The sequence below is a fragment of the Methylobacterium sp. UNC378MF genome (assembly GCF_900103195.1).
Taxonomy (GTDB): domain Bacteria; phylum Pseudomonadota; class Alphaproteobacteria; order Rhizobiales; family Beijerinckiaceae; genus Methylobacterium.
In genome coordinates this window covers 34,709-50,719 of sequence record NZ_FMWU01000030.1, presented here as the reverse complement: position 1 = coordinate 50,719, position 16,011 = coordinate 34,709, and the positions used below count along the sequence as shown (strand labels likewise).

Annotated in this window: 14 protein-coding genes and 1 pseudogene; 13 read left to right on the top strand and 2 right to left on the bottom strand. The window is 66.5% G+C overall.

Features of this window, described 5'->3' with window-relative positions:
• Window positions 1-16: 16 nt before the first annotated feature.
• The gene (locus BLT59_RS31965; RefSeq protein WP_244514139.1) at window positions 17-1,741 is read left to right on the top strand and encodes an AAA family ATPase; all 1,725 of its coding nucleotides are present in this window, start codon (window positions 17-19) and stop codon (window positions 1,739-1,741) included.
• An 86-nt stretch (window positions 1,742-1,827) separates the two neighbouring features.
• Window positions 1,828-2,066, top strand: a pseudogene (locus tag BLT59_RS25165) (IS110 family transposase); the annotation flags it as partial.
• A gap of 892 nt (window positions 2,067-2,958) precedes the next feature.
• Here the strand turns inward: BLT59_RS25165 and BLT59_RS25160 are convergent.
• Window positions 2,959-3,630, bottom strand: a complete 672-nt coding sequence (locus BLT59_RS25160) for a TetR/AcrR family transcriptional regulator (RefSeq protein WP_091787296.1) — start codon at window positions 3,628-3,630, stop codon at window positions 2,959-2,961.
• A gap of 113 nt (window positions 3,631-3,743) precedes the next feature.
• On the opposite strand from BLT59_RS25160, the gene BLT59_RS25155 reads away from it, so the two are divergent.
• From BLT59_RS25155 to BLT59_RS25115, 9 genes are all read left to right on the top strand, one after another.
• Window positions 3,744-4,622: an FAD binding domain-containing protein gene (locus tag BLT59_RS25155; protein WP_091787293.1), complete on the top strand. Its 879-nt coding sequence runs from the start codon at window positions 3,744-3,746 to the stop codon at window positions 4,620-4,622.
• Entirely contained in the window at window positions 4,619-5,122 is a 504-nt protein-coding gene (locus BLT59_RS25150; protein ID WP_091787290.1) for a (2Fe-2S)-binding protein, read from the top strand. The genes BLT59_RS25155 and BLT59_RS25150 overlap by 4 nt, the downstream gene beginning before the upstream one ends.
• Window positions 5,119-7,485, top strand: a complete 2,367-nt coding sequence (locus tag BLT59_RS25145; RefSeq protein ID WP_091787288.1) for a xanthine dehydrogenase family protein molybdopterin-binding subunit — start codon at window positions 5,119-5,121, stop codon at window positions 7,483-7,485. Before BLT59_RS25150 ends, BLT59_RS25145 begins: the two co-directional genes overlap by 4 nt.
• Window positions 7,486-7,549: 64 nt before the next feature.
• Window positions 7,550-8,779, top strand: a complete 1,230-nt coding sequence (locus BLT59_RS25140) for an ABC transporter substrate-binding protein (RefSeq protein WP_091787285.1) — start codon at window positions 7,550-7,552, stop codon at window positions 8,777-8,779.
• A gap of 20 nt (window positions 8,780-8,799) precedes the next feature.
• Window positions 8,800-9,690: a branched-chain amino acid ABC transporter permease gene (locus BLT59_RS25135; RefSeq protein ID WP_091787282.1), complete on the top strand. Its 891-nt coding sequence runs from the start codon at window positions 8,800-8,802 to the stop codon at window positions 9,688-9,690.
• A 12-nt stretch (window positions 9,691-9,702) separates the two neighbouring features.
• Window positions 9,703-10,716 carry a branched-chain amino acid ABC transporter permease gene (locus BLT59_RS25130; RefSeq protein WP_091787279.1) on the top strand — a complete coding sequence of 338 codons (1,014 nt, stop codon included), beginning with the start codon at window positions 9,703-9,705 and terminating at the stop codon, window positions 10,714-10,716.
• On the top strand, window positions 10,713-11,474 hold the full coding sequence (locus BLT59_RS25125) for an ABC transporter ATP-binding protein (RefSeq protein WP_091787275.1): 762 nt from the start codon (window positions 10,713-10,715) through the stop codon (window positions 11,472-11,474). The genes BLT59_RS25130 and BLT59_RS25125 overlap by 4 nt, the downstream gene beginning before the upstream one ends.
• Window positions 11,467-12,171 (top strand): ABC transporter ATP-binding protein, encoded by a 705-nt coding sequence (locus tag BLT59_RS25120; protein ID WP_091787272.1) that lies wholly within the window; start codon window positions 11,467-11,469, stop codon window positions 12,169-12,171. Before BLT59_RS25125 ends, BLT59_RS25120 begins: the two co-directional genes overlap by 8 nt.
• A gap of 26 nt (window positions 12,172-12,197) precedes the next feature.
• On the top strand, window positions 12,198-12,671 hold the full coding sequence (locus BLT59_RS25115) for an SRPBCC family protein (RefSeq protein ID WP_091787269.1): 474 nt from the start codon (window positions 12,198-12,200) through the stop codon (window positions 12,669-12,671).
• 457 nt (window positions 12,672-13,128) lie between these two features.
• Here the strand turns inward: BLT59_RS25115 and BLT59_RS25110 are convergent, their stop codons facing one another.
• Window positions 13,129-14,052: a LysR family transcriptional regulator gene (locus tag BLT59_RS25110; RefSeq protein WP_091787266.1), complete on the bottom strand. Its 924-nt coding sequence runs from the start codon at window positions 14,050-14,052 to the stop codon at window positions 13,129-13,131.
• Between the two features lie 122 nt (window positions 14,053-14,174).
• On the opposite strand from BLT59_RS25110, the gene BLT59_RS25105 reads away from it, so the two are divergent.
• Both BLT59_RS25105 and BLT59_RS25100 read left to right on the top strand, forming a co-directional pair.
• Window positions 14,175-14,879: an isochorismatase family protein gene (locus tag BLT59_RS25105; protein ID WP_091787264.1), complete on the top strand. Its 705-nt coding sequence runs from the start codon at window positions 14,175-14,177 to the stop codon at window positions 14,877-14,879.
• Window positions 14,880-14,946: 67 nt separating this feature from the next.
• A complete protein-coding gene (locus BLT59_RS25100) occupies window positions 14,947-16,011 on the top strand; it encodes an ABC transporter substrate-binding protein (RefSeq protein WP_091787261.1) in 1,065 nt (354 codons plus the stop codon).

Sequence of the window (16,011 nt, the reverse complement as noted above, 5' to 3'; positions counted from 1 at the left end):
GAGAGGGATTACGCAGATGGCCTTCTCTTCGACCCCGCCTGCCCTGCAGATCGATCCTGAGGCGGCACGTCGCCTGCTCGAGCCGATGCTTCCGCGCCGCCTGCGCGCCTGCCTCACTCAGGATCTGCGCGTGACTTCTGCTTGTTCTGAGATCGCCCTTGATATCATCACACTCGCCCCGGAAGCCGAGGCGCTGGTCTCCGCCTGGATCGCGGCGGCGGCCACTTCGGACGGTGTCTTGTGGCGTGACCGCCGATGGATCGCCCGCCGATCCGCCCTGATCCGGTTCCTCGACGTGCTGGCCGTGGAGCGCGACCAGCCGGCGGCGCGGGCGCTGGCCGATGTCGCGACGCTGCTTTCCTGCGGCGGCGATGATCGCAAAGCTGCCTCGCGCTTGGCCCAGCCACTTTGGCTGGAGCGCGACGCGGTTCTCGACCTCCGGAAAGGTCTCGCGGCCCTGGGCGAGGCGCAGACGCGCCTTACTCTCGGACGCGTCGCCGAGTCGGACGCCGATACGGATGTCACCGGGGCGACCGATCTCGCTGCCGCCCTGCAGGGAGCTTGGCACGACGCGCTCACGGACGCGCTTCTCACGTTCTCCGAAAAGGCGAGCAGTGCCATTGCCACGGCCGCGGCCCTGGCCTGTGGCGCCGATGACGCTTTCGCCGGCGACGTGGCACTCGTCCACGCGCTCTTACCCGTCGGGGAGATCCTGATACGTCCGGTCGCAGACGGCGCGGCGACGCGGGAGCGGCGCAGGTGGAAGAAGATCGAGGCTCAACTCGCCCTAAACGAGACGCGCCGGCGCGAGAAGACGGCGCCCGTCGAGACGAAGGCACGGACGCCGGACGCCGATGCCCCACACGCGGAGGTGCCCAAGGGGCACGTCCTCGTCGTTACAGCGATCCAGGAGACCGGGAGCGACCGCGGCAGGTCCATCGCCCGCGGCTATGAGCACATCATCGGCAAGCCGCTACCGCTCGTCGCTGTTCCGGATCTCGCAGCCGTGCGCGAGCGGCTCGCCTTCGAGTTCCCGTACGCGTTGGCCATGATCGACAGGCTTCTGGCCGATCTGATCGGACGTGAACAAGCCACGTTCCGGCCGACCCTGCTGATAGGCCCGCCGGGTGCCGGCAAGAGTCGCCTCGTGGCGAGGATCGCTCATCATCTCGGGTTAGGGCTGTGGCGGGTCGATGCGACGCGTGACGCGGGCGCATCGCTGGGTGGCCTCGATCGCCGATGGGCAACGTCCGAGCCGGCGCATCCGATCATGGCGGTGGCTCGGTCCGGCACCGCCAATCCGTTGATGCAGATCGACGAATTGGAGAAGGCCGCAACGCGCGCGGATCACGGCAGGCTCTGGGATGCCTTGCTTCCGATGCTCGAACCGGAGACGGCCCGGACCTACCAGGACCCTTGTTTCCAGACCGAGGTCGACATCAGCCGAGTGTCCTGGTTTGCCACTGCCAACGAGGTGGGCAACCTTCCTGGTCCGTTGCTCGACCGCCTGCGCGTCTTGGAGATGGCGGCGCCAAGCCAAGCAGATCTTGAGGCGCTGCTCGGACCGATCCTGGCGGGTATCGCGGCCAATCGCGGGCTCGATCCTGCCTTCGAAGCGCCTCTGGACGGGGAAGCGGTCGCGCTGCTTCGACGATCCTGGCGTGGCGGATCGGTGAGGCGGTTGACCCGATTGGTCGAGGCATTCGTAACAGCGCGCGAAACTCTCGCCGTGCGGCATTAGAGCGGCATCCGATCACATTGGATCGTAGGCATCGTATCCGGGGCTGCGAGATAGTTGCGGCATTCGGCCGATGTGAAGCCTCGGAAGACGGGCATATCTTCCGGAGGTGAGACGGGCACATGCGGGGGCTTCGCTACGACGCCGCGACCGTTGTCCAGACGCGGAGCCGGACGGACAGCGACCTGCCCGCCTGGGGGCTGAAGCTGCGGGAGCGGCTCGGTTTCAAGCGCACCGCCGTGGCTGTCGCGCGCGCAAGCTGGCTGTCGTCATGCACGCCATGCTGCGGTCCGGCCAAACCAACCAAGCGAAGGCTGTCGTGGCCTGATCTCAGAACACCCGAGCTTTCCGCGCGTCAAAGCGCGTCGAGGCGTCCCCACCGGGACGTGGGCGAACCATTCCGCCTAGGCTGTTGCACCATGAGATCCCGCCGATCCATCGAGTGCGCTTCACATGTCGGAAGGTTCATCCTGCGAAGCCCCATCATGCGGCGGCTCATGCCGACCGCGAAGACGACCGTGCTCCCGGCAAGCGACAGCCCGACGAACCAAAAAGGACTCGCTTCATGCGAGACGATTAGACGACGGCCTCGGTCGGAAGGCGCCCATCCGCTTTTTCGCCAAATGCTATCCGCAGCGGACTAGCCGCTTTCGGCCGATTTTGTTGAAAAACTCGGGACCGGATCGAAGCAGCGCCGCGAACGGCGCCGGCCGGGGAAGATCCTACTATTGAACGCCTGGAACGCGCGGCGGGAATGGTGTTGCGCCGTCCGCAAGAGACAAATCTTCTCTCGGGGCGATCTTCGATGACGCTTGAAGCGCTGCCTCCGAGTTTTTCAACAAAATCGGCCAGAAGCTGCCGCACTCTGTCCATCGGAGTGCCTGGAAGCGGCCTCTTGCGGCTTTAGCGACGCTGCCAAACTCCGGCGCACCTTCACTCGGCAGGTCGGCACGACGCCCGCCGAACCTCAGCATCGGGGTGTACGTTTCTGACACGCGAACTGCTGGAGATTTTCTCCTGCGCCGCCGAGCAATGTGCACAGCACAGGAACGTTTGTGCGGACTGCGTGCCAGTTGGGCCGAAATTGCCAAAGCCGCCGAAACGTTAGAGTTTCGACAATTTCGGCGCGGTCGCTTTGACTCGGACGTTCGATCACAACTGAAGTCGCGCAATCAATGATTGTTGCTCGATAATGGGATTCAATCACTTTAGGATCACGGTTATTTTACGCTTTCCAAGAAAACAAAACGCGATCCCTCTAGAAATGACTTTACGTCGTCTGATATCGTCTGAGAGAGATTTTGGGGAATAGGCCATCCATAGACGAATTTGCGGATCGCCAGATAGAATACCTTCCCGTGCATGGCCCAGGCGGCTTCGATTTCCCGCTCCGTCAACGGTATCGTCTCCGGGCCCGGGAGGCCGAGATCGGCCCGGACCTCAGCGCAGATCGGATGGATGACCCGCTCTCGGATGATCGTGAGGTAACGGGGCGCGATGTCGTAACCCTTCAGACCTGAGAAGACGAAGATACGGACCCACACGAAATCGAAGATCTGCTCGGTGTACTCCGCGTAGAAGCGGACGATCCTGGAACTGAGCGGTTGAGACCGATCCCGGACCAATCCCGTCCAGGCCGGGTTCCAGCGCTTGACGTAGACGTGCTCGTAGACGCGGTCGAGCAGCGCTTCCTTGGTCGGAAAGTACCGGAAGATCGCCGAATGCGTGATGCCCAGCTCCTTAGCCAGTTCCCGGGTCTGACCGCCGAGTCCGTGCTCCGCGAAAAACTGCGCGGCGGCCTCCACGATCTGCTGCTCGCGCTCGGCCGCGGGCAGACGGCGCCGGATCTTCGGTGGCGTGGGATGCTCGGGGCAGTCGACGGTTGGGGCCATGCTTCGTGACCGATTGGTTATTTCGCTTGACGGCGCACTCCGGCCCTCGATAGCTTGTAACCAAGTGGTCAACAACGATTGATCCGGCAACTGGCGGCCTGGGAGGGACGCACATGAAGGCGCGGGCCTTCGATTACCGCCGTGTGACGAGCGTGGCGGAAGCGCTCGACGCCTATGCCGCTTGCATGGGCGAGGCGCGCTATCTAGCGGGTGGCCAGAGCCTTCTGCCGGCCCTCAACCTGCGCCTCGACGCACCCGACCTGCTCATCGACATCGGCCGGATCGACGCACTGCGGGGGATCTCCATCGAAGGCGATTTCCTGCGGATCGGCGCGCTGACCCGTCATGCCGAGACCCTGTCCTCCGGCCTGATCGCCGCCCACGCGCCGATGCTGAACGAGGCGGCGGCCTTCATGGCGCACCCGGCGATTCGGAACCTCGGGACGATGGGCGGCAGCCTCGCCCTGGCGGATCCCGCCTCCGAGCTGCCGGCCTGCATGCGTGCGCTCGGGGCGTCGATCGAGATCACCGGACCGGCCGGAACCCGGAACGTGGCGGCGGACGACTACTTCCGGGACCTGTTCGAGACCGTGATCGCGCCAGGCGAGCTCCTGTCTGCGGTGCGGGTTCCCCTCGGCCGCCCCGGCACGCGGATGCGCTTCGACGAGATCGCCCGTCGTCGGGGCGATTACGCGATGGTCGGCCTTGCGGCGCACCTCGCCCTCGCGGGGGATCTCGTCGAGACGGCGCGGCTCGCCTTCTGCGCCGTCGGCCCGACACCGACGCGGGCTCCGGCGGCCGAGGCCGCCCTGGCCGGCCGCCCCCTCGGGCTGGAGAGCATCGCAGCGGCGAAGGCGGCCCTCGCGGCCGATCTCGCCCCCGACGCCGACGATACGCTCTCAGCCGCAGCGCGGATGCACCTTGCCCGGGTCCTCCTCGGCCGGGTGCTCTCCGCCCTCGGTGACGGCCCTCAGCAGGCGGAGGCCGCATGATCGCGCCGCAACCTGTCAGCCTCACCGTCAACGGCTCGAGAGTTCGGCGCTTCGTGGAGCCGCGCCTCTCGCTGGCCGATTTCCTCCGGCAGGAGCTCGGTCTCACCGCCGTGCACCTCGGCTGTGAGGTCGGCGCCTGCGGAGCCTGCATCGTCAATCTCAATGGGCAACCGGTCCATGCCTGCCTGATGCTCGCTGTGCAGGCAGACGGGATGCGGGTCGATACCCTCGAAGGGCTCTCGGATTCGGGGTCGGTCGCCGCACTGCAGGAGGCCTTCCACACCCGGAATGCCCTGCAATGCGGCTTCTGCACGCCGGGGATCCTGGTCGTCGCTCTCGACTTCCTGAAAGGATGCAGCCCCGGCGGAACCGCGCCCTCGCGGGAGGCGATCCGAGACGCCTTGTCGGGCAATTACTGCCGCTGTACCGGCTACGAGGCGATCGTCGATGCCGTCGAGGGCGTCGCGAAGGCCGCCTGCGCCACGCAGGAGGCGGCATGAGCGCGGTCACCGACAGCCCGAGCCGGACCCGCTACATCGGCCAAGGTCTTCCCCGGCCCGGCGCCAAGCGTCTGCTGGCGGGTCGGGGGCGCTATACGGACGACGTTGTGCTGCCCCGCATGCTTCACGCCGCCTTCCTGCGCAGCCCGTACGCCCATGCCCGCCTGGGATCGATCGAGACAGCCGATGCTGCCGCGATGCCGGGCGTGCATGCGGTGCTAACCGGCGCCGACTTCGTGGGGATCTGCGCACCTTGGACCGGAACTCTCACCCATTTCAAGGGAATGCGCTCGGCCCCGCAGATGCCCCTGCCGGCGGACAAGGTGGTCTGGGCCGGCCAGCCGGTGGTCATGGTGATCGCTGAGAGCCGCGCCGAGGCCGAGGACGCCCTTGAGCTCGTCGGCATCGATTTCGAGGAATTGGAGCCGGTCGTCGATCTCGACGCCGCGAGCGCCCCTGACGCTCCCCGGATCGACGCGGACGCAGCCGACAACGTCCTGTTCCGCACGCGGATCGAAGCGGGCGACACGGCGCGGGCCTTCGAAGGAACCTGGAGCGTTGCGGTCGACCTCCGCTTCGGCCGGCACACCGCCGTGACGATGGAGCCCCGCTCCCTCGTGGCCGACTACGATCCAGCGGAAGAACGGCTGACCGTCCACCAGTCGACCCAGACGCCCTATCAGTTCCAGGACATCTACGCCCGGCATTTCGGGCTCTCGGAGGCCAGGGTCCGGGTGATCGCCCCGGATGTCGGCGGTTCCTTCGGGATGAAGCTGCATCTCTACCACGAGGACATGGCGGTGGTAGGCGCGAGCCTGCTGCTCAAGCGGCCGGTGAAGTTCACCGCCGACCGGATGGAGGCCTTCGCCAGCGACATCCACGCCCGCGACCACCGGGTGCGCGCTCGGCTCGCTTTCGAGGGCGACGGGCGGATGCGGGCGATCGAGGTGGACGACGTGACCGGCGTCGGCCCCTTCTCGGCCTATCCGCGCACCAGCGCCGTCGAGGGCAACCAGGTAGTGCGCCTGATCGGGGCGCCCTACCGACTCGACGACTACCGGGCCGACCTCACCGTCCTCGTCCAGAACAAGGTGCAGATGAGCCAGTACCGGGCAGTCGGCCACCCGATCGCCTGCGCGGTGACGGAGCGGCTGGTCGATCTGGCGGCGCGGGAGCTCGATCTCGACCCCTTCGAGATCCGCCGTCGCAACTACGTGACCGACGACATGTACCCGCACAAGACGCCGAGCGGGTACACGTTCGAAAAGCTCTCGCTCGCGGCATGCCTCGACAGGCTCCATGACGTCATGAACTACCCCGCCCTGCGCGCGGAGCAGGCGGCCCTACGGGAGAAGGGCATCCACCGGGGCATCGGTATCGCGACCTATGTGGAGATCACCAACCCGACGCCCGCCTTCTACGGCGTCGGCGGTGCCCACATCTCGGCGCAGGACGGCTGCGTCCTCAAGCTGACGCCGTCGGGCGACGTGGCCTGCGCCATCAGCATCACCGAGCAGGGCCAAGGCAGTGAGGCCATCGTCGGCCAGATCGTCGCCGAGGGCGTTGGGCTCGACCGCGACCGCGTTCGCGTGCTGACCGGCGACACCGAGACGACGCCGTCCGGTGGGGCGACCTGGGCCTGTCGCGGGGCGGGGATCGGCGGCGAGACCGCCCTTCAGGCCGCGCGCAAGCTGAAGGAACGGATCCTGGAGATTGCCGCCGCCATCCTCCAGGCCGAGACAGGCTCCCTCGACATTCGCGACGGCGCAGTGACCGACGCGGATGGCAGCCCGCGCGTGACGCTGACCGAGGTCGCCAACCTCGCCTATTACCGCTCCGACCTGCTGCCGCCGGGGGTGTCGCCGGCCCTCACAGTCGCACACCATTTCGCCCCGCGCGGCTATCCGTTCGCCTTCACCAACGGCATCCACGGCAGCTTGGTCGAGGTCGATACCGAGACCGGTCTCGTGCGCATCCTGAAGCACTGGGTCGTCGAGGATTGCGGCCGGGTCATCAACCCGCTCCTCGTGGACGAGCAGATCCGAGGCGGCGTGGTGCAGGGGCTCGGTGCCGCCTTCTTCGAGGAGTGCCGCTACGGCGAGACCGGCCAACTCCTGAACGGATCGATGACCGACTACCTCGTGCCGATGGCCTGCGAGATGCCCGACATCGTCATCCGGCACGTCGAGACGCCCACGAAGGACACGGAACTCGGCGCCAAGGGCTGCGGCGAGGCCGGCACCGCCGCCTCCAGCGGCGCGGCCTTAAATGCCGTCAACGACGCCCTGCAGCCGCTCGGCGCCACGGTCTCGCAGTTGCCCATGACGCCCGAACGCATCTTGAGGGCGCTCGGCGTGGTGTGAGGGTTTCGCGCATCTCGCGACGCGGGCCAGCCTTCAAGAGCCCCGCGCATAGGAGGAACGGATCATGGGTCAGGCTACGCTTTCGCGCCGGACGCTCGTCGCGGGCATGGCCGCGGGCACGCTCGCCGGAATCGGCCGGCCGCGTCCCGCCCGCGCGGCCGAGACGATCCGCATCGGCTTCCCGACGCCAGTCACCGGGCCGTTCGGCGCTGAGGCCAAGGACCAGATCCGCTCCGCAGAGCTCGCGATCAGGCAGTTCAACGAGGCCGGCGGCCTGGACGGGCGGATGGCCGAGCTTCTGGTGCGCGACGACAAGCTCAACCCGGGCGAGGCCGCCACCCGCACCCTGGAGCTGATCGAGAAGGACAGAGCCCATTTCATCGTCGGCGCCCTGTCGAGCGCGGTGCAACTGTCGGTCAACGAGATCACCCGCTCCCGCAAGGTCCTCTACGTGTCAATCAGCCAGTCCGACACGATCAACGAGGCCAAGGACTTCAGCCGCACCACCTTCCACGAGGCCCTCAACCCGCACATGACGACCGCCGCGGTCGCCAAGCACGCGTTCAGGAAGGGCACGAAGGTCGCCTATCTCGTCGCCGATTACGCCTACGGTCACGAGATGCTGCGGGGCTTCAAGCGCGCCGCCGCCGCCATCGGCGCGGAGACGGCGGGGGAGATCCTGCACCCCTTCGGGGCGGCGGATTACTCGACCTTCATGCCGCGTCTGCGCTCTATGAAGCCCGACATCCTCTGCATCTGCAATTTCGGCCGCGACCAAGCCAACAGCATCAAGCAGGCCAACGATTTCGGACTGAAGAAGGTCGTCAGGATCGTCGTGCCGGTGCTGCTGCACAACCAGCGCCTCGCCGCAGGACCCGACGCATTCGAGGGCGTCGTCGGCGCCAGCAACTACTACTGGCGCCTGGAGGACACCGTCCCTTCGGCGAAGGCGTTCAACGACGCGTTCCGCGCGGCCTACGGCGGTGCCGTGCCTACCGATTACGGCGCCTACGGCTACGCCGCCGTCCGCTCGCTCCTCATGGCCGTCAAGGCGGCCGGCAGCACCGACACCGACAAGGTCGTCGATGCCCTGGAGACCCTGAAATACGACGTCGCCAAGGGGCCGGAGCACTACCGCGCCTGCGACCATCAGGCGGTCCAGTCGGTGCTCGTCACCGAATCGAAGAAGAAGTCCGAGATGGCCAACGACGCCGACCTCTTCAAAATCGTGGAGATCGAGCCGGGCTCGGAGGCTGCCCTGCGCCGTTGCGACGAACTCGGGCACCGCGCCTGACGGGGGAGCGGGAGACGGCCATGGATTGGGGATCCCTCGACCTCGAACTGATCGCCATGCAGCTCTTCTCGGGAGTGGCACTGGGGGCCGTCTTCGTGATGCTGGCGCTCGGCCTATCGATCATCTTCGGCATGCTCGGCATTGTGAATTTCGCTCATGGCAACGTCTTCATGGTCGGCGCCTATGCGGGCGTGTTCGTAATGGAGCGTACCGGCAGCTTCTGGGCCGCCCTTCTGCTCGGCCCGCTCCTCGTCGGGGCCCTAGGCCTGCTCGTGGAACGGTTCCTGATCCGCCCCCTGGCAGGCCGGCCGCCGGACGACGCGCTGCTCCTGACCTTCGGCCTCGGCTACGTGCTCGTGGAGGGCGTGCGCATCCTGTTCGGCTCGGACGGCCTGCCCTTCGCCACCCCTGAGGAACTCTCCGGCGTGGTCGACCTCGGGGTCGGCTTCTTTCCGATCTTCCGGATTTTCGTAATCGGCGTCGTCGCCCTGGTCCTCGTCGCTCTGTGGGTCGGTCTCGAGCGGACGAAGGTCGGGCTGATCGTCCGGGCCGGGGCCCGCGATCCCGAGATCCTGCGGGTGCTCGGCGTCGATATCGAGCGCCTGTGGCTTTGGGTCTTCGGACTCGGCATCGCCTTGGCGGCCCTGGGCGGCGTGCTCGCCGCGCCGATGCGCTCGGTCAACCCGGAGATGGGCAACGTCGTGCTCGGCGAGGCCTTCGCCGTCACGGTGATCGGCGGGATGGGCTCCCTCCTGGGCTCCGTCGTGGCTGGGCTCCTCGCCGGAATCGTGGTCTCGATGACCGCGCTCCTCGCCCCCGAGATGGCGAGCATCGCCATGTTCGCCTTCATGGCGTTGGTGCTCCTCGTCCGCCCCCAGGGGCTGTTCGGCAAGCCCGGCCTCGGTGCCTGAGGGAGAGCGAGGATGCAGCCCCTCGACCAAACCGTCCTGGCGACCGCGCCGCCGGCTCCGCGCCGGTCACCCCTCGCCGAAGGCGCCCTTTCACGGTGGCGCGCACCGCTCTCGATTCTCGCGCTGCTCGTCCTCCCCTTCCTGCTCCCGTCCCAGGCGCTCGCGGTCAATGTCCTGATTTATGGGCTCTACGCCGTCGGCTATAACCTGCTCTACGGATATACCGGCCTGCTTTCCTTCGGCCACGCGGCCTTCTTCGGGACCGGGGCCTACGTCACCGGCATCGCTATAGGCACCTTCGGGCTGCATCCCCTCGCCGCGATAGGGCTCGCGGTCGCTGCAGCCGGGGTGCTGGCACTCGCCATCGGCGCGGTCTCAATCCGGTCGCGGGGCATCTACTTCGCCATGGTGACCCTGGCGCTGGCGCAACTCGTCTATTACGCGGCGCTCCAGGCTTCCGGCTGGACCGGCGGCGAGAACGGCCTACGTGGCTTCACCGTCGCCAGGATCGGCCTCGGCCCCGTTGCCTTCGACATCCTGAACCCGCTCACCAAGTATTTTGTTGTGCTAGCCTTTGTCGGCGCGGCCATGGCGATGATGTCGCGGATCCTCGCCTCGCCCTTCGGTTCGGTGATCGAGGCGATCCGCGAGAACGAGACCCGCGCGCGGGCCTGCGGCTTCGATGTGGAGCGGACCAAGTTGCTCGCCTTCGTCCTGTCCGGGCTGTTCTGCGGCCTCGCGGGCGCGCTCTTTGCCATCCACCTGTCGATCGTGCCGCTCGATAGCCTCGCCTATAACACCTCCGGCATGGCGGTGGTGATGACGCTGGTCGGCGGCGCGGGGACTTTTTTCGGGCCCTTCGTCGGCGCCCTCGCAGTCCTCGTGCTGGAGGACGCCCTGAGCCTGTGGACGCCGCACTGGCAGCTTGCACTGGGCACCGTCTTCATCCTCTTCGTGCTGTTCCTGCCCCGGGGCCTCTGGGGCACGGCGCTGGCCCGACTTGCCACGATGCGGGGGCGCCCATGACCGGCCCCGTCCTCCAGGTCGAGAACCTCGGATGCCGCTTCGGCGCCTTCACCGCCCTCGAAGGGATCAGCGCAACCCTCGGTCGCGAGCGCATCACCGCCGTCATCGGCCCCAACGGCGCGGGAAAGAGTACCTTCTTCAACCTGCTCTCGGGAGCCCTGAAGCCCACGAGCGGATCCCTCCACCTCGGCGGCCGGGACCTCGCCCGCGTACCCCAGGCCCGCTTCGCGCATCTGGGCATCGCGCGCTCCTATCAGATCACTACGGTCTTCCCGCGGCTCACCGCCCACGAGAACGTTCGCACGGCCCTGCAGGCGCGGGCAAACCGCTACGATTTCTGGAGCCGTCGCGACCGTCTCGCGGGCCTCTCGGACCGGGCCGACGCGCTCCTCGAGTCCGTGGGCCTCGTCGGCCGCCGGAGCCGACCCGCCGCCGCCCTCGCCCACGGGGAGCAGCGGGCCCTGGAGATCGCCATCGCCCTCGCCGCCGATCCCAAGCTGCTGCTCCTCGACGAGCCGACCGCCGGGATGGGGCCGGAAGAAACCAAGGACATGGTGGCCCTCCTCCACCGCCTGTCGGATGCACGCGCCATCCTGCTCGTCGAGCACAAGATGAAGATGATCCTCGGCCTATCGGAACGCATCCTCGTCCTGCACCACGGGCGCCTCATCGCCGATGGCACCCCGACCGACATTCAGGCGGACCGTGAGGTCCGGCGGGTCTATCTCGGCCAGAGCGGTGGATACGGCCATGCTTGAGATCGACGGCCTCGACGCGTGGTACGGGGCGAGCCATGTCCTGCACGGTCTTACTTTCGCGGTGCGCGAAGGCGAGATCCTGGCCCTGATCGGCCGCAACGGCGCGGGCAAGACCACGACCATGAAGGCCGTGATGGGCCTGATCCCGAAGGTCGGCGGCCGGGTTCGCTTCCTCGGGCAGGATTTGCTCGGCCGACCGGCCCATGGGCGCTTCTCCCTGGGGCTCGGCTACGTGCCGGAGGATCGGCGCATCGTGCCCGGCCTGACCGTGCGCGAAAACCTGAAGCTCGGATTGCTGCGGGCACCGTCGACGATCCGCGAGGGATCGGCAATCGCCGAGATCGCCGAAACCTTTCCCCGCCTCGCCGAGCGCCTGGACCAGGTCGCGGTGACGATGTCGGGAGGCGAGCAGCAGATGCTCGCCATCGCCCGCGCTCTCATATCTCGGCCGAAGCTGATCCTGCTCGATGAGCCATCCGAGGGCATCATGCCCGTCCTCGTCGAGGAGATGGGCGGACTATTCGTCTCGCTGCGCGAGCGGGGTGTGACGCTCCTCCTCGTCGAGCAGAACGTCGAGTGGGCGCTCAACCTCGCCGATCGGGCCGTGATCATCGACCAAGGGGTCGTGGTCCACGAAAGTTCGGCCGCGATACTGCGTGCCGACAGCGAGATCCAAGACCGATACTGCGCGGTCTGACGATTAGGCTTCGAAGGGAGGACACGATGGAGATCACCGGCGAATACCGCATCGCGGCGCCGCGTTCGGCCGTCTGGGTAGCCCTCAACGATCCGGACGTGCTCGGGCGCTGCATTCCCGGCTGCAAGGAGCTTACTCAGGCCTCGCCGGACGAATTCGCGGCCAAGGTCTCGCTGAAGATCGGCCCCGTGTCGGCGACCTTCGCCGGCACTGTCCGTCTTGAGGATGTCCGCGCTCCAGAAGGCTATACCCTGACCGGTCAGGGAAACGGGGGCATGGCGGGCTTCGCCAAGGGCCGTGCCGTAGTCACGCTTCGGGAGGAGGGCTCCGAAACCCTTCTGAGCTATCAGGCCAAGGCCGAGATCGGCGGCAAGATCGCCTCCCTCGGCGGCCGCCTGATCCAGGCGACATCGCGCAAGCTCGCCGACCAATTCTTCGGTGCCTTCGCCGCCGAACTCGGTGCCCCATCGCCCGTCACGGATGCAGCCGAAGCGTCCTGAGGGTCACGAACTCCGAGAAGGCAGTCGAACGCAGCTAAATGAAGTCTGCTTTGCGCCGGCTTCGTTGAAAAAATCGGAGGCGGCTCTTCAGGTGTCATCCAAGGCGGGGCCGCGAGGAATTCTCATCTCTCATAGCCGATCATTACCGCTCGTTCAGCGAATTTTGGGCAATGTGATAGCAGAAAATTCTCCGTCGGGAGCGGTCCGCAGTGCTCCCTCGGCCCGGTCCCGAGTTTTTCAACGAAATCCGCCCCTCTCGGTCATTCGGCACGCTTGGAAGACATCTCCCAGCGGACGTCACGGGAATTGGATCTACAGGTCGGAATTGGAAACGCTACGGGACCTTCGAGATTACAGCCCGAGATAGCTTCTTGTTCTCCGAAGGTGGCCCCTAGCTGGCATCCGAAGCCGCCTTGTGCCGCAGGAGATCAGAGGCAGCCCGCTTCCGTTCGCGTTCTCAAAGCTTCGATTGCGTGTTGGTACTTGCTGGCGCAGCGCCCCACACAGTTGCCAGGAAGGAGGTGAAGGCTTCGAGGCTGGTGGATCGGGCCGGCTTCATCCAAGTCGCGTAGGTCGCGATGGTGTCGGGTACATCGTCGAGGGAGCGGATCACGATCCCACGCCGCTGCACGTTGCGTACACAGCTGGCGTAGGTGCTCACGCCGGCGCCCGCCGCCACGAGGCCGAAAATCCCCTCGCTGGACGATGCCTCCTGGCTGATGATCGGATGGAAGCCGCGGCGGTGACAGATCGCGAAGAATGCCTCGCGGTAAGCGCTCCAGCTCCCGCCCGATCCCATCACGAACGGCTCCCCGGCAAGATCCTTGAGCGTAAGGCTGCGCGCATTCGAGAGAGGATGGGTCACCGGCAACAGGGCCACGTAGGAGTCGCGGTCGAAGAGCAGGCTGTCGAAGTGCTCATTATCGACAGCGCTCAGGGTAAAGCCGACGTCGATGCGATCGTTGAGCAACGCCTCGCGCTGCAGTTGTGAGGGGACGTGCGACAGCTCCAGCCGGATCCCAGGCCGCACTTCGCTGAAGGCGCGGACAAGCTCCGGCAATCGGCCGTTGATCGCGAAATCCATGTAGCCGACGCGCAGAACACCGGCCATGCCAGTCGCCGTACGCTGAGCCAGCGTCACGGCTCGCTCAAGATGATCGAGGCCGATCCGGCACTCGGCAAGGAAGGCGCGGCCAGCTTCCGTGACCTCGACCGTTCGGGTCGTACGGCGGAACAGCTTCACTCCGACGCCGATTTCGAGTTCCGCGATTAGGCGGCTCAGGCCCGGCTGCGTCGTCGCGAGGCGCTGGGCTGCCCGGCCGAAATGAAGCTCCTGAGCCAGGACGAGGCAGCTCGTCACGTGCCGAAGGTCGAATCGCATTTGATGCCAAAAATCGTATCAATGACTCGTGATTTATCATTTCACACCCGGAGCCATCTGCAACATCCTCGCTTCGATCCCGCCGCGGCGGGCTGGAACGAACGATGCAGGGGACCAGACAGATGGCTTTCAACACCGAACTCGACAGCGCCCTCGAAGCCGCCTTCGCCGAGGCGCGCGCGCTGTACAAGGAGCGCGGTTTTCAGCGCCGGGTCGGGTTCGGCCGGCGTCCCGCCCTGATCAATGTCGACCTCGCCAACGCCTGGACGCGGCCGGGCAATCCTTTCACCTGCGAGAACATCGACGAGCAGATCATCCCCGGTGTCCAGGCGCTTCTGGCCGCCTGCCGCCGCAACAATCACCCGGTCGTGCACGTCACCACCTGCTACCAAGTCACCGACGTCGACAGTCCCAAGACCGACATGGGTCTGTGGCACCGTAAGATCCCGGTCGAGGTCGTCGACCAGAACAAGCCCGAGCTCTGGGCGATCGACAGCCGTATCGAGCCCATGCCGGGCGAGCAGGTGCTGGTGAAGAAGCGCGCGAGTGCCTTCCACGGCACCTATCTTGCCGGCTTCCTGCGCGCCAATAACGTCGACACGATCCTGGTCACGGGGGTGACTGCCTCGGCCTGCGTTCGCACGACGCTCTGCGACGGTCTTGCTGAGGGCTTCCGCACCATCGCGGTGCAGGAGTGCATCGGCGACCGCGTGCCCGGCGCCGTCGCCTGGAACCTGTTCGACATCGACGCGAAATTCGCCGACGTCGAGCCGCTGAAGCGCTGTGTCGCCTACCTCGACGAGGTGGGACTGCGCAACGCCGCCTGATCGCCGGACCGTCCGCGCGAGGCGGCCCGATCCTCCGCCCGCCGACCCTTCGCAGGAGTGTGAGCCGATGAATGCTTTCCGGTCCGCCGAGACGTTTTCACCGACGCGTCGGCAGGCGCTCCTCGGCAGCGCGGCGGCAATCCTCACGGCAGGCGTGGGGGGCGAGGCGCACGCGGCAGCCGGCACGGTCGTCGTCTCTAATTGGGGCGGTGACTGGAACCAGCGCACGGTGCGCTTCGTCGAGACGCCCCTCGTGGAGACGCAGGGACTGACCGTCGTGCGCGATCTCGGCATGGAGCCGGAGCGCAAGGCCAAGCTGCTGGCTGAGCGCCGCCTGCGCCGGGGCAGCATCGACGTGATCCATCTGAACGATTCGGACGGATTCGAGATGATGAAGCAGGACGTGCTCGCCGACCTCGACCGAGCGCGTATCCCGAACTACGGCGATGTGGTGCCGGCCCTACGCAAGGACTATTTCGTGCCGTGGCTCTACAGCGGCGTAGTCATCATCTATAACAAGGATAAGATCAAGGATCCGCCTCGATCCTATGAAGAGCTCTGGGACAAGAAGTGGGCCGGCCGGCTCGGACTGACCAATCAGCTCTACTTCAACTACATGATGATGTCCGGCCTGATCCAGGGCGGCAACATGACGAGCGTCGATTCCGGCCGAGACCGGCTCGTCGCGCTGAAGGAGCTGGTCCAGCCCCGCCTTTACGCAGCACACCAGCAGCTCGGCGCCGCGCTGGCCACCGGCGAGGTCGACATCGCCCTCAACTACAAGGCCCGCGGCCTGCAATGGATTAACGAGGGGTCGCCGCTGGCCATCCAGTACCCGAAGGAGGGCGCAATCGCGATCACCTTCGGCGCTGGTATGCCGAGACGCGCACCGAACCCGGAGGGCGCCTACGTCTACCTGAACGCGATGCTCGATCGGAAGGCGATGGCGGAACTCGCCGCGGCGAGCTTCTACGCGCCGGCCAACGGTTCGGCGGAGCTGAGCCCGGATTTGCGTACCCGGATCGACTTCTCGCCCGAGGAACGCGAGCACCTCAACTTCCCGGATTACGCCTACGTCTCGAAGAACACCGCCGAGTGGCTCGAGTGGTGGAACAAGACGATGGCACGCTGA

What these genes read in the sequence shown, in the direction of transcription:
- BLT59_RS31965 (WP_244514139.1), top strand. Translation starts at nt 17, where the DNA reads ATGGCCTTCTCTTCGACCCCGCCTGCCCTGCAGATCGATCCTGAGGCG.
- BLT59_RS25160 (WP_091787296.1), bottom strand. Translation starts at nt 3,630, where the DNA reads ATGGCCCCAACCGTCGACTGCCCCGAGCATCCCACGCCACCGAAGATC.
- BLT59_RS25155 (WP_091787293.1), top strand. Translation starts at nt 3,744, where the DNA reads ATGAAGGCGCGGGCCTTCGATTACCGCCGTGTGACGAGCGTGGCGGAA.
- BLT59_RS25150 (WP_091787290.1), top strand. Translation starts at nt 4,619, where the DNA reads ATGATCGCGCCGCAACCTGTCAGCCTCACCGTCAACGGCTCGAGAGTT.
- BLT59_RS25145 (WP_091787288.1), top strand. Translation starts at nt 5,119, where the DNA reads ATGAGCGCGGTCACCGACAGCCCGAGCCGGACCCGCTACATCGGCCAA.
- BLT59_RS25140 (WP_091787285.1), top strand. Translation starts at nt 7,550, where the DNA reads ATGGGTCAGGCTACGCTTTCGCGCCGGACGCTCGTCGCGGGCATGGCC.
- BLT59_RS25135 (WP_091787282.1), top strand. Translation starts at nt 8,800, where the DNA reads ATGGATTGGGGATCCCTCGACCTCGAACTGATCGCCATGCAGCTCTTC.
- BLT59_RS25130 (WP_091787279.1), top strand. Translation starts at nt 9,703, where the DNA reads ATGCAGCCCCTCGACCAAACCGTCCTGGCGACCGCGCCGCCGGCTCCG.
- BLT59_RS25125 (WP_091787275.1), top strand. Translation starts at nt 10,713, where the DNA reads ATGACCGGCCCCGTCCTCCAGGTCGAGAACCTCGGATGCCGCTTCGGC.
- BLT59_RS25120 (WP_091787272.1), top strand. Translation starts at nt 11,467, where the DNA reads ATGCTTGAGATCGACGGCCTCGACGCGTGGTACGGGGCGAGCCATGTC.
- BLT59_RS25115 (WP_091787269.1), top strand. Translation starts at nt 12,198, where the DNA reads ATGGAGATCACCGGCGAATACCGCATCGCGGCGCCGCGTTCGGCCGTC.
- BLT59_RS25110 (WP_091787266.1), bottom strand. Translation starts at nt 14,052, where the DNA reads ATGCGATTCGACCTTCGGCACGTGACGAGCTGCCTCGTCCTGGCTCAG.
- BLT59_RS25105 (WP_091787264.1), top strand. Translation starts at nt 14,175, where the DNA reads ATGGCTTTCAACACCGAACTCGACAGCGCCCTCGAAGCCGCCTTCGCC.
- BLT59_RS25100 (WP_091787261.1), top strand. Translation starts at nt 14,947, where the DNA reads ATGAATGCTTTCCGGTCCGCCGAGACGTTTTCACCGACGCGTCGGCAG.